Annotated in this window: 12 protein-coding genes; 6 read left to right on the top strand and 6 right to left on the bottom strand. The window is 63.2% G+C overall.

Annotation, left to right across the window (positions count from 1 at the left end; all coding sequences use genetic code 11):
- The 4 genes from QZ307_RS09015 to QZ307_RS09000 form a co-directional block, all read left to right on the top strand.
- Nucleotides 1–347: SDR family oxidoreductase (locus QZ307_RS09015; RefSeq protein WP_295998921.1), on the top strand; the 347-nt coding region annotated here is incomplete at its 5' end.
- A gap of 228 nt (nt 348–575) precedes the next feature.
- Nucleotides 576–1,226 carry a MarR family winged helix-turn-helix transcriptional regulator gene (locus QZ307_RS09010; RefSeq protein WP_295998918.1) on the top strand — a complete coding sequence of 217 codons (651 nt, stop codon included), beginning with the start codon at nt 576–578 and terminating at the stop codon, nt 1,224–1,226.
- Nucleotides 1,223–3,166 (top strand): ABC transporter ATP-binding protein, encoded by a 1,944-nt coding sequence (locus QZ307_RS09005; RefSeq protein WP_295998915.1) that lies wholly within the window; start codon nt 1,223–1,225, stop codon nt 3,164–3,166. Before QZ307_RS09010 ends, QZ307_RS09005 begins: the two co-directional genes overlap by 4 nt.
- On the top strand, nt 3,166–5,040 hold the full coding sequence (locus QZ307_RS09000) for an ABC transporter ATP-binding protein (RefSeq protein WP_295998911.1): 1,875 nt from the start codon (nt 3,166–3,168) through the stop codon (nt 5,038–5,040). The genes QZ307_RS09005 and QZ307_RS09000 overlap by 1 nt, the downstream gene beginning before the upstream one ends.
- Before the next feature lie 174 nt (nt 5,041–5,214).
- Here the strand turns inward: QZ307_RS09000 and QZ307_RS08995 are convergent, their stop codons facing one another.
- The gene (locus QZ307_RS08995; RefSeq protein ID WP_295998907.1) at nt 5,215–6,279 is read right to left on the bottom strand and encodes an asparaginase; all 1,065 of its coding nucleotides are present in this window, start codon (nt 6,277–6,279) and stop codon (nt 5,215–5,217) included.
- A gap of 23 nt (nt 6,280–6,302) precedes the next feature.
- On the bottom strand, nt 6,303–7,232 hold the full coding sequence (locus QZ307_RS08990; protein ID WP_295998904.1) for a nitroreductase family protein: 930 nt from the start codon (nt 7,230–7,232) through the stop codon (nt 6,303–6,305).
- 143 nt (nt 7,233–7,375) lie between these two features.
- Between QZ307_RS08990 and msrA the strand changes: the two genes are divergently transcribed.
- Nucleotides 7,376–7,900, top strand: a complete 525-nt coding sequence (gene msrA / locus QZ307_RS08985; RefSeq protein ID WP_295998901.1) for a peptide-methionine (S)-S-oxide reductase MsrA — start codon at nt 7,376–7,378, stop codon at nt 7,898–7,900.
- Nucleotides 7,901–7,933: 33 nt separating this feature from the next.
- Here the strand turns inward: msrA and QZ307_RS08980 are convergent, their stop codons facing one another.
- From QZ307_RS08980 to QZ307_RS08970, 3 genes are read right to left on the bottom strand one after another with little or no spacing between them, the layout of a single operon-like run.
- Entirely contained in the window at nt 7,934–8,653 is a 720-nt protein-coding gene (locus tag QZ307_RS08980; RefSeq protein WP_295998898.1) for an NAD(P)H-hydrate epimerase, read from the bottom strand.
- Nucleotides 8,654–8,662: 9 nt separating this feature from the next.
- Entirely contained in the window at nt 8,663–9,874 is a 1,212-nt protein-coding gene (locus QZ307_RS08975; RefSeq protein WP_295998895.1) for an acetate kinase, read from the bottom strand.
- Nucleotides 9,875–9,907: 33 nt separating this feature from the next.
- Nucleotides 9,908–11,218 carry an NCS2 family permease gene (locus tag QZ307_RS08970; protein ID WP_295998893.1) on the bottom strand — a complete coding sequence of 437 codons (1,311 nt, stop codon included), beginning with the start codon at nt 11,216–11,218 and terminating at the stop codon, nt 9,908–9,910.
- A gap of 116 nt (nt 11,219–11,334) precedes the next feature.
- Here QZ307_RS08970 and QZ307_RS08965 point away from each other — a divergent pair, with 116 nt between their 5' ends.
- Complete coding sequence (locus QZ307_RS08965) at nt 11,335–11,865, top strand: adenine phosphoribosyltransferase (protein WP_295998890.1); 531 nt, start codon at nt 11,335–11,337, stop codon at nt 11,863–11,865.
- Nucleotides 11,866–11,904: 39 nt separating this feature from the next.
- Here the strand turns inward: QZ307_RS08965 and QZ307_RS08960 are convergent.
- A partial coding sequence (locus QZ307_RS08960) for an APC family permease (protein ID WP_295998887.1) occupies nt 11,905–12,801 on the bottom strand: 897 nt, incomplete at its 5' end.

The following is a 12,801-nucleotide window of genomic DNA, read 5'->3' as shown; positions in this document are numbered from 1 at the left end:
TGGGCACGACGGCCTACGCTTGTGCCAAGGCCGGCGTCGACATGCTCACGAAGTACACCGCGCTGCAGTACGGCAAGGAGAATATCCGCTGCAACTGCGTGCGCCCGGGCCTTATCGTGACGCCCGAGAACGAGGCGCGCGTGCCCGATGCACTGAAGGAGATCTTCCTGGCGAACATCGAGGTTACCCGCTATGGCTGCCCCGATGACATTGCAGCCATGTGCGTGTACCTGGGGTCCGACGAGAGTGCGTACTTCACCGGCCAGGTGGTTACCGTCGACGGCGGCATGAACTCCCATGTGCCCACGGTGGCCCAGTTCCGCGCTATGGCGTCCCGCACCTGGTAAACGGCCGACAGCGTTGCAAAAAGCGCTTCGTTGAAGGGCGGCTCCCCGCATAGTGGCGGGGAGCCGTTTTTGCTTTGCGGCCGGGCGCGGGGTTCTTGGGGCGTTGGGGGACTTCGGGTGTCGCGACGGTGACGATTCTTGCCAGATTGCGAACAGGGGTTGCGGGATTAGTTTCTATACGATACTATTCGCTCGAACAAGTTAGTTTCCAGTAGAAACGAGTTTCCTATGAGCAAGAGTATCGAAGAGGCTTCGCGGGCGACGAGCCAGGGCGCCGAAGTTGTTGACTACGAGGGGCTGGCCCGGCAGGTGGTGCGCCTCATGGGGGGGCTGCGCCGGCCTCATCCCGGGCCGCCTCCGGGAGGGCCGGGCCCCCGTTGCTGCGGTAAGGGGAGGCGTCCCGAGCCCGACGCGGTAGCGGCTTGTAAAGAAGGCGCGCATCCCGACCCTCGGCCGCCGTTTCCTAGCGATCTGCGCGATGCGAGCCGGGGCACGCCTATCGTGCTGGCGCTTTTGGGCCACGAAGGCGGGGCGGCCACCCCGGGACGGCTCTGCGAGCTGTCGGGGCTGAGCAAGGGCCGTGTTTCGAATATCGTTCGCTCGCTGGAGGCAAAGGGCTATGTGGAAAAGGCGCCGGCCCCGCAAGATGCCCGCAGCGTGGTAGTCACCCTGACGGACAAGGGTCGTGCCTTCACCGATGCCCATGAGCAGGCCATGGTCGGCCATACGGCGGCCATTCTTCGCCAATTGGGTCCGCAGGATGCCCGGGACGCCGTTCGTATTTTGGGTCATCTTGCCGACATCATGGAGGAAGGCGCGCCCTTTCCTCGGAACGTGAACGCGGAAGCTCCGGGCGCTGGCAGCAAGGAGGCGCGATGAAACTCTTTCGATTCTTCAAGGGGCACGTTGGCGCTTTCCTTCTGTGTGCTGCGTTGCTGGTCGTTCAGGCCAATCTCGAGCTGTCGCTGCCGAACCTTATGAGCGACATCGTGGATGTGGGGCTTATGCAGGGCGGCATCGAGGTGACGGCCGATGAGGTAGCCCCCTACGGCGACACCGGCGACGCTCTGGCCGTGCAGCAGGCCGTCGATGCCAAGCGCGCCCAGATGGAGGCTGCGGGCGATAATCTGGCCGACGTCCAGAACGGCTATTTGCTGCGCACGGCCGCCCTTATGTTCGCCCTGTGCCTGGGTACGCTCGTTACCACCATCGCCTCGGGCTTTGTGGCGGCTCGCACGGCGGCCTCCATTGCCCGCGACACGCGCAAGAAGCTCTTCCGGCGGGTCATGAGCTTCTCGCCGGCCGAGGTGGGCAAATTCAGCCAGGCCTCGCTTATCACGCGCACGACCAACGATCTGCAGCAGATACAGATGGTCACCGTCATGATGATGCGCATGATCATGATGGCCCCTATCATGGGCGTGGTGGCCTTTCTGCAGGTAACGGCCACGCGCAGCGGCATGGAGTGGATCATCGGCGTGGCCATTATTGCCATCCTTGCCGCCCTTGGAGTGCTCTTCGGTTTGACCATGCCGAAGTTCAAGATTGTGCAGTCGCTGGTCGATCGCTTGAATCTGGTCTCCCGCGACATGCTGGATGGCCTCATGCCCATCCGCGCTTTTGGCCGCGAAGCCTTCGAGGTTGATCGCTTCAACGACGCCTCGGCCGACCTCATGCGCACCCAGCTGTTCGTGAACCGTGCCATGGCCTTCATGATGCCTATCATCATGCTGGTGATGAACCTCATCACGCTGCTCATCGTGTGGGTGGGCACCCAGGGGGTGGCGGTGGGTACCATGCAGGTGGGCACCATGATGGCCTTCATCACCTACGCCATGCAGATTGTCATGAGCTTCATGATCCTCGGTATGGTGGCTGTTATGCTGCCCCGCGCCCAGGTGTCGGCGGAGCGCGTGTGGGAGGTGCTGGACTGTCCGCCCTCCATCGAAAGCCCTGCCGCGCCGGCGACGCCCGCTTCCGACGCGCCCCGCGGCCAGGTGGAGTTCCGCAACGTGTCGTTCTCCTATCCCGATGCGAAACGGCCGGTCATCAGCGACATCAGCTTCACCACCGCCGCTGGCAAAACCTTGGGACTCATTGGGTCCACAGGTTCGGGCAAGTCCACCGTGGTGAAGCTTATCCCGCGCCTGTACGATGCCACGGAAGGCTCGGTGCTCATCGACGGCGTAGATGTGCGCGCCATGGAGGTATCCGACGTGCGAAGCCGCATCGGTTTCGTGCCCCAACAGGGTTTTCTGTTCTCGGGCACCATCGAGTCGAACATCAAGTTTGCCGATGAGGCCATGGACGACGCGCGCATGGTCCATGCCGCCGAGGTGGCCCAGGCGACCGAGTTCATCGACGAGGAGCCGGAGGGTTACGCCACGCCCATCGCCCAGAAAGGCGCCAACGTGTCCGGCGGCCAGCGCCAGCGACTCTCCATTGCCCGCGCGCTGGCGGCCGAGCCGGAAATCCTCGTGTTCGACGACGCTTTCTCGGCCCTGGATTACGCCACCGATGCCAAGCTGCGCCGCGCATTGCGCGACGGCTCTGGCGATGCGGCCGTCGTCGTAGTGGCCCAGCGCGTGGCTACCATTATGGAGGCGGACGAGATTCTGGTGCTCGAGGCCGGCCGCATTGTGGGGCGCGGCACCCACCATGACCTTCTGCGCACCTGCGACGCCTATCGCGAGATTGCACTGTCGCAGCTTTCCGCCGAGGAGCTGGGTATCGAGGGCACGCCCCTGGTGGCCGAAACGCAACGGGAGATGGCGACCATTGCCGAAGAAGACGCGGCATCGAAGGGAGGTGAGGCGTAATGGCGCGCACGGAAACAACCAACGCACCGCGCCCTGCCATGGGCCATCCGGGCGGTATGCCCGGCGGCCCTATGGGCCGCGGCCCCATGCGCGGGCCTGCCCCCAAGGTGAAGGACTTCAAGGGAACCTTGCGCCAGCTGCTTGGATTCTTGCGTCCGCACCTGCTGGCGCTTATCGGCGCCGTGCTGTGCGCCATCGCCGCCATTGCCTTTAACGTGGTGGGGCCGGCGGTGCTCGGTCAGGTGATCACCATGGTCTCCGACGGACTCCTGGCGCAAGTGAACGGCACGGGCGCCATCGATTTCGGCGCTATCGGGCGGGTGCTCCTGGTGCTTTTGGGCCTGTACCTGGCCTCCTCGGCTGCCCAGTTGGCCCAGGGCTTCCTCATGACCGGCGTTACGCAGAAGCTCTGCTTCGAGTTACGCGGACGCATCGCTGCCAAAATTGCCAAGGTCCCCTTGTCCTACTTCGACAATCACGCCAAGGGCGACGTGCTCTCGCGTATTACCAACGACGTGGACACGCTTTCCCAAACGCTCAACCAAAGCGCCACGCAACTCATCACCTCGGCTACCCAGGTGGTCGGCGTCACCATTATGATGTTCGTTCTCTCGTGGCCGTTGGCGCTGGTCACCCTGCTTACGGTTCCGGTATCGCTCATTGTGGTCATGATTGTCGTGCGCCTTTCCCAGAAGTGGTTCGTGAAGCAGCAGAGCCAGCTGGGCGTGGTGAACGGCATTGTCGAGGAAGACTTCTCGGGCCAGAACGTCATTCAGGTGTTCGACCAGGTGGACGACGCTGTTGAGCGTTTCGAGAAGGAGAACGACGAGCTTTACGAAAGCGCCTGGAAGAGCCAGTTCCTCTCGGGCCTCATGCCGCCGCTCATGCGCCTGGTGTCCAATATGGGCTATGTGGGCGTGGTCATGGTGGGCTCGCTTCTCACCGTGGCCGGCATTGCCACCATCGGCACCATCTCGGCCTTCATGCAGTACGTGCAGAACTTCACCCAGCCCATCACCCAGCTGGCCAACGTGTCTACCACGCTGCAATCCATGGCCGCTGCTGCCGAGCGCGTCTTCGAGTTTCTGGCCGCGCCCGAGGAGAGCGAGCCTGCCGCACCGGAATTGCCCGCAGCCCGCACGGGGCGCGTGAGCTTCAGCCACGTGCGCTTCGGCTACGATGCCGATCTGCCCGTTATCAAGGATTTCTGCTGCGATGTCGAGCCTGGTTCCACCGTGGCCATCGTCGGTCCCACGGGTGCCGGCAAGACCACGCTCATGAAGCTTTTGCTGCGCTTCTACGACGTCCAGGCCGGCTCCATTTGCGTAGAGGGCATCGACGTGCGTAATTGGGAGCGTCGCGAGCTGCGCGAGGACTTCGCCATGGTGCTTCAGGACTCGTGGCTCTTCGAGGGCACCATCCGCGAGAACATCCGCTATGGCCGCCTTGACGCCACCGACGAGGAAGTGGAGCGCGCGGCTCGGGTGGCGCGTTGCGACGAGTTCATTGCCACGCTGCCCGGCGGCTACGACTTCCGCATCAACGAGGAGGCGTCGAATATCAGCCAGGGTCAGCGCCAGCTCATCACCATTGCCCGAGCCGTGCTGGCTGATCGTCCCGCGCTCATCTTGGACGAGGCCACCTCGAACGTGGACACCCGCACCGAAGTGCTCATCCAGGACGCCATGGACGATCTGATGGCCGACCGCACCAGCTTCGTCATCGCCCATCGCCTGTCCACCATCAAGCGCGCCAGCGTCATTCTGGTGCTCCGCGACGGCGACATTGTGGAAAAGGGCACCCACGAGGAGCTACTGGCCCAGAACGGCTTCTACGCCGAGCTCTACAACTCCCAGTTCGAAGGCTGCGAATAGCAAAAGAGCGGCTCCCCGTCGTGAAGGCGGGGAGCCGTCCTTGATGCTGCATAGGCACGTTCGAAAAGGCTTGCCGAGGCAGCTAAGGGAGACTCATCCATAGATTGCAAAAAAAGGTCACGAATCGTGACCTTTTTTGCAATTACTGCAGTACGCGTCGGTGGAGGCGCGGGTTTACGGGCGGGTCAGCTCCCCGGCGAGGGCAACCTGCATCTGCTGGGCCACGTCGGCAGTGGCAAGGCCCTGGCCGAAGAGGTGCATCATCTTGGTGAGGGCGGCCTCGCAGGTCATGTCGTAGCCCGACACCACGCCCGCCTGGGCCAGAGCGTCACCGGTGGCGTAGCGCTTCTCTTCCACGCCGCCTGCGGGGCACTGGGTGACGTTCACGATGAGTTTGCCCGCCTTCACGGCATCGGCCAGGGCACGGGTGAACCAGCTTTCCGTTGGGGCATTGCCGGCACCGAAGGTGCGCAGCACGAAGCCCTTGGCCTGCTCGTTTTCCAGCTGCGCGCGCAGAACGTTCTCGGTGATGCCGGGATAGAGCCAGATGACGCCTACGGCATCGTCCATGGCGGCCTCCAGCTTGAAGACGGCGCTGGGCTCGGGGTGCAGCAGGAACTTGTCGTGGTAGGTGATGTGCAGATCCATGTCGGCCAGGGACGGGAAGTTGAACGAGCGGAAGGCGCCGAAGTTCGTGGAGCTCACCTTGGTGGAGCGATTGCCGCGCCACAGATGCCGTCCAAAGGAAATGGCCACTTCCTGCACACGGGGAGCGCCGGACGCGTCGCGGGCGGCGGCAATCTGCAGCGCAGTGATCAGGTTCTCGGTGCCATCTTCGCGAATCTCGCCGATGGGCAGCTGACTGCCCGTGATGATGACCGGCTTCGCCAGATTTTTCAGCATGAAGGACAGGGCGCTGGCGGTGTAGGCCATGGTGTCGGTGCCGTGCAGCACCACGAAAGCGTCGTAGCTGTCGTAGGCGTCGGCAATCATGGTGGCCAGGGCCTTCCAGTGCGCCGGGTTCATGTTGGACGAATCGATGGGTGGGTTGAACTGCTCGTGGCTGATGTGGTAGCCAAGGCGGCCGATTTTCGGCACGTTCTCCATAAGGTGGGCCAGATCGAAGGGCACGAGCGCGCCGGTGTGGGCGTCCTCGATCATGCCGATGGTGCCGCCCGTGTAGATGAGCAGGATATTCGGGGCAGTGGAGGAGGCGGGGGCGGATGCGGAGGCAGTCATAAGAGGACCTTTCTGGAGAGGGGTTAGAACGAGGGGTCGTCGAAGCGTTCGTAGTGGATTTTGTCACGGAGCCGCTCGGCCGGGGTACGCGGGGTCAGCGGCTGCTCGGGCATGCCGAGCGAGAGGATGGCCTCGACGTCCAAATTGGCGGGAAGGCCCAGGGCCTCAGCCACGAAATCACGAGAAGGGCGGCTGTCGAGGGCCTTGCGGCCGCGTACCTGAATCCAGCAGCTGGCCACGCCGCTGGCGGCCGCCTCCAGGTGCATGTTGGCCATGAGGATGGCACAGTCTTCAATCCAGGTATCGGACAGGGCCGGGTTGGCCGCCACGACGATGGCCGCATCGGCGCCCTCCAGCATGTCGGAGCCGTGCTCGCGGCAGTTGGCCAAGAGGTTCAGGCGCGTGCGATCGCGCACGACGGTAATCTCCCAGGGGTAGCGGCTGCGTCCCGAGGGGGCCAACAGGGCGGCCTCCACTATACGGTCCATCAGCGCATCGGGAATAGGCTCGCCGGAATAGCGGCGCACGCTGCGGCGCCGGCGCATGGCGTCCAGCACATCGACGCCGGGTTGGGCGGCGAACTCGGGCTTCTCGGGCAAGATCTCAATCCAGCAACCGTCGGGGTCTTCGATGAAATAGAGCCCCATGGCGGCATTCTCGTGGCAGATGCAGCCCATGGCCTGGTGCAAGGCGTGGGCGGCGTCGTAGTCCGACACCGTGTAGGCCAGGTGTGAATCGCGGCCGCCGTTGTCATAGGGCTCGGTGCGCCCGCGGTTCCAGGTAAGTTCCAACTGGAATCCCGAATCCTCATTGCCGATAAAGGTGTTTGACCACGAGCCGTCCTCGGGTCCCATTTGGCGAATGACGGTCATGCCCAGCGCGCGCTCGTAGAAATCAAGGGACTTCTGCAAATCAAGCACGTGCAGGCAGCGGTGAATAGCTTTTCCGTCCATGGGCGTCTCCTTCTGAGATTGTGCGTTTGCGTCAAGCGTAGCAGATCGGCGCGGAAGTGGTTTGAAAGTCGCAGAACGGTGGCAGTTCCGAAAGAAAGAGGACGTTCTTGCTAGGATGACGCACAACAAGGAAGGAGCCTGTCATGGAGAAGCGAGATATTTACCTGGCCGGTGGGTGCTTTTGGGGCACGGAGGCTTATTTGAAACGGCTGCCGGGAGTTTTGGCTACTGAGGTCGGCTATGCGAACAGCGCGGTGGCCGACCCTACTTATGAGGAGGTGTGCTCCGGTGAGACCGGCGCGGCGGAAGCGGTGCGCGTGACCTACGACGCCGATGTGCTGCCTCTGCCGCTTTTGCTGGAGGCCTACCTGCGCACTATCGATCCCTTTTCGCTCAATCGCCAGGGCAATGACCGCGGCACGCAGTATCGCACGGGCATCTACTGGGTCGATCCCGCCGACGAAGCTGCGGTGGTTTCGGCGTTGGTGTCGCTGGCGCGGGTGGAGGGCAAAATGCCTCGCGTGGAATATGGCCCCCTGCAGAACTTCTCTCCCGCGGAGGCCTACCATCAGGACTATCTGGGACGCAACCCCTTCGGTTACTGCCACGTGAATCTGGCCGACGCCCGGGCTTTCGTGGCGGAGCACGCCGCAGACTTTGGCCAATAAGGAAGGCTACGGCTATTTGCGGGAGTACCTGGATTAGGCCTCGCACACCCCAAGGGGCGCCAGGAGAAGCTGTCCAGTTTTGGCGGCGGCTTCTGGAGCGAGAAGGCCGGGCTTCATGGCGAGCATGGTGACAGTGGCATCGGCCGTGATGCATTGATCGGCCGCGGTACCCGTTTGGGCGTTCAAGCCGCTGGGGCAATCGACGGCCAGAATGCGTGCCCCTTCGTCGGCACGCGCAGCATTGGCTGCTTGAATCCACGTGTCGTAGGGAGCGCGCACTTGGCTATGGGCGAAGCCGGTGCCCAGGATGGCGTCAATGATCAGGTCTGCTTGAGCGATGGTGGCGGTAAGGGCCGTCTGGTCGGGGTCTTCCAAGATGGTAAAAGCCGTTCGCTTCGGTTCTTCGAGTGCGTGAAGGGCCGCCGTGCGCGCCGGCTCGGCTGTGAGATTCGGCGCGGCTTGCTTGGTTACCAGGGTCACGGCATAGCCGCGATCTGCCAGATTCTGGGCGGCCACCCATCCATCGCCGCCGTTGTTGCCCGATCCAGCAAGGACAACCACGGCGCCGTCCCGAGGCTGTAGTTGAACCGCCGCTTCGGCTACCGCGTGTCCCGCTCGGGTCATCAGCTCCAAAAGCGAGGTACCTGCTTCCGCGATGCGCTGCTCCAGGGCAACTACTGCGGCCACGTCTAGCACTGAAGTGGTTGAGGCGGCTTTGTCCCAGGGGATGAGGGCGGCATGTGGCTGGGTCATGGCTCCTCCCTACAGCTGGCTGACCAGGTTGTCGGTTTCTCGGGCTATGCGCATTTCCTCATCGGTGGTGACGACGCAGATTTTGATGGGGGAGTCGTCGATGGAGACAATGCGGTTCACACCAATTTGGCCGGTCACGTTGTTGCGCTCGTGGTCGAGGATCATGCCCATGTGGGCCAGGCCCGAGAAGATGCGCTCGCGCAGCTCGGCGGAGTTCTCGCCAATGCCGGCGGTCATGACCACTGCGTCCGTACGGGTCATGGCCGCGTAGTAGCCGCCGATGGTTTTCTGCACGCGGTACACGTACATGTCGATGGCCAGCTCCGCCAGCTCGTTGCCGGCACTGGCCGCCTCCAGCACGTCGCGCATGTCGGCCGACACGCCGGACACGCCCAAGATGCCGCTCTTCTTGTTCAGGATGGCGTCCATCTCGTCGAAGGACTTGTGCTCGCGGCGCATAAGATAGGTGACAATAGCCGGGTCGATGGAGCCGGAGCGCGTGCCCATCATGAGGCCCTCCAGCGGCGTGAAGCCCATGGAGGTGTCGATGGATTTGCCGTGGTTCACCGCGGTGATGGAGCCGCCGTTGCCCAGATGGCAGGTGATCAGGCCCAAGTCGCGCAGCGGTCGGCCCAGAAGGTTCGCGGCTTGCTGGGCGGCGTAGCGGTGGCTGGTGCCGTGGGCGCCGTAGCGGCGAATGCGGTAGGTGTCGTAGTACTCGCGCGGCAGCGGGTACATGTAGGCCTTGGGGGGCATGGTGGCGTGGAAGGCGGTGTCGAACACGGCCACCTGAGGCACCTCGGGCATGAGCTCGCGCATCATGTCGATGCAGGCGTCAGCCGGCGGGTTGTGCAGCGGGGCCAGCTCTTCGCAGACCGTCAGCTTTTCGCGGGCGTCATCGTCAATGACTACTGACTTCGTGAAGTACTCGCCGCCGGCCACGATGCGGTTGCCGATGGCGTCGATCTGGTTGAGCCCGCTGATGGGCGACTCGGGGTCGTCGACCAGCACTTCCAGAAGCTTCGCCAGGCATTCCGCCACGGTAAGGTTCGCCACGTTGTAGGTGACCTTTTGGAAATCGGGGGCGAAGGACACGTTCATGTACGCTTCGGGCGTGCCCACTTTCTCGGCCAGGCACTTCATCAGCGCCACCTTGCCGTCGGTTTCAATAAGCTGGCTTTTCAGCGACGAGCTGCCGGCGTTCACTACCAAAACGATCATGGGCCCTCCTTGGGGATTGCGGCTGCGAAAAGGCTACACGAACAGGAACATGCACAGGAAGGCAGCGGCGGCCACCCACATGAGGGGTTTGACCTCGCGGGCCTGGCGGCGCGCCACCATCAGCAGCACGTAGGCGATGAAGCCCAGGCCGATGCCGTTGGTGATGGAGTAGGTGAACGGAATGCCCACAATGATGAGGAACGCCGGGAAGGCCACCTCGGGGGTGTGCCAGTTAATAGAGCCCACTTCCGACATGATGAGGAAGCCCACCACCACGAGTGCGCCGCAGGTGGCGGCCCCGGTAACCATGCCGAACAGCGGCGACAGGAAGGCGCAGACGATGAACAGCAGGCCTACGATGAGGTTCGAAAAGCCCGTTCGCGCGCCGGCGGCCACGCCCGAGGCGGACTCGAGGAAGCACGTGATGGAGCTGGCACCGAAGAAGCCGCCGACAATGGCCGCCGTGGAGTCGACGGTAAGGATGGCCTTGATGTCCTTCACGTCGCCGTTCTCGTCGATGAAATCGCCTTCTTTGGCAATGGCCACAGCCGTGCCCAACGTGTCGAAGAAGTCGCTCATGAGCAAGCTGAACACGAACAGCCACAGGGCCGGCTGCAGAATAACCTGCACGATGGCCATGGTGCCGTCCACCTCCTGGAAGGGGGCGGCGAAGGCGGAGAAATCGAGCCCCAGGCTCCAGGACGTGGGTACGGGGGTGACGCCCAGGGGCAGGCCCACCACCACGGCCACGATAATGGAGATAAGCAGCGCGCCGGGCACCTGCATGAAGGTGAGGATAACTGCCGAGGCTAAAGCCACAATGGCCACGATGGCCGTGGGGTCGGTGAGGGAGCCCAGGGCAATATAGGTGGAGTCGTCGGCAACGATGAGGCCGGCGCCTTTCAGGCCGATGAAGGTGATGAGCAGGCCGATGCCGATGCCGATGGCCTGGCGCAGGTCGAGGGGAATGGCGTCCATGACCGCCTTGCGCAGGCCGCCGAGCACCAACCCCAGGATAACGACGCCTTCCAGCATGACCACGGCCATGGCCACGCGCCAGTCGATGCCCAAAGAGCCGCACATGCCGTAGGCCACCACGGCGTTGATGCCCATGCCCGAGGCCAGGGCAATGGGGCGGTTGGCGAAGATACCCATGGCAATGGTGGCCACGGCCGCGCCGAAGCAGGTGGCGGTGAGGGCCGCCTCGAAGGGAATACCGGCGTCGGCCAAGATGGCGGGGTTGACGGCCACAATGTAGGCCATGGCCAGGAAGGTGGTCAGGCCGCCGATAACCTCGGTGCGCACCGATGAGCCGCGCTGCTTGATCTTGAAGAACTCCTCCATGGACGCTCCTGTTCCCTTGGGTGGCGTGATGGGGCTTATTGTAGCGTGTTTCTTATTGCCCTGGCGTAATTTACCGCTTTGCGGGACAATGGAATCCCATACAGAAAGGATGCCCCATGGCCCGTCGCTATGAAGAACTGATTATCGATATCCCTGATTATCCCGAGCCGGGAGTGGTGTTCAAGGACATCACGCCGGTGCTGGCCGATGCCGAGGCTTTCGCCGCGGTTGTGGATGATCTGGCGGCTGCTTTCGCCGATGCGGGCATTACCAAGGTGGTTGGCGCCGAGGCCCGCGGCTTTCTGTTCGGCGCGGCCGTGGCCTACAAGCTGGGTGCCGGTTTCGTGCCGGCCCGCAAGCCGGGCAAGCTGCCCCGGGCTACCATCAGCGAGGACTACGAGTTGGAGTACGGCACGAACTCCCTTGAATTGCACGAGGACGCCCTCGCCTCCGACGATGTGGTGCTCATCGTGGACGACCTCATTGCCACGGGCGGCACCGCGGTGGCCATGGTGAAGCTGGTGGAGCGCTCCGGCGCGCGTCTGGCAGGTCTGGCCTTCTTCATGGAGCTGGCCTTCCTGAACCCGCGCCCGCTGCTGGCCGAGGTAACCGACGCTGAGGTGCTCTCGCTGGTGGAAGTGGCCTAGCGCCCCCAGCCCTTGGCGGCCAGCTGTCCCGCTTAGCGCCTAGAAGAACAGTACGTTCATCAGCAGGTTCAGCAGAAACAGCCCTGCCACAATAAGGGCGAACAACCCGATGCGCCGCTTGTCTCCCAGGGCAAGTCCCGTGCGCTCATCAACCGGGTGCCCGTCGGGGTCGTCCACGGTCAGGCCGCCGTACACACGCTTGAATATCACGTAGGCTACGACGCCCGAAGCCAAGAAGAGCATGGTTGCGAGGAAGTTCTCCAAGGGGCTGAGGCACAGGGCGAAGGTGGCGATACCGCAGGCGAGCACTGAGTACACCACCACGCCCACCTTGCCGCCCCCGATGACGAACATGTCGGCGGGGCGCTCGGCCACGGGGTACATCTTTCGCAGCTTCATGACGATGAACCCCAGGAACATGTAGCGGGCCAGGATGAACACGATGTTCATTTCGATGATGGCCACGAAGTCGAACTGCGAGAAGATCAACGACGAAACGGCGATGGTGAGCACGCCCACGTAAGGGCTGCGGCCGCCCTTGTCCACCTTGCGAATGAACTTGGGGAAGAGGTTGTCCTCGGAAAGTACCCAGAACGAGCGCGATCCCGAGGCCAGGTAGGTGTTGTAGATAGTGCACTGGCTCATAATGGCAATGACCAGGAACAATACTACGCCGGAATGGCCTAGCACCATGGAGAAGATGGTACCGTACCCTAGTACGTCGGCGCTGAAGCCTCCGTCAATGCCCCATTGCGTCCAGGAGCCGGCCGGGTAGGCGGCCAGGCAGGCCAGGGTGGGCAGAATGTAGGACAGCGCGATGAGCGGCAGGGCAATGCGAAAGCCGCGGGCCACGTTGTGCGAGGAGTCTTCGTACTCACCGGACATGGCGGCAATGCACTCGTAGCCGCAGTACATCCAAATGCCCAGGCTGATGGA

This window comes from uncultured Adlercreutzia sp., from assembly GCA_910585575.1.
GTDB lineage: Bacteria > Actinomycetota > Coriobacteriia > Coriobacteriales > Eggerthellaceae > Adlercreutzia.
Note: the sequence above shows the minus strand (reverse complement) of the source record. Positions and strands in the feature narration are given on the sequence as shown.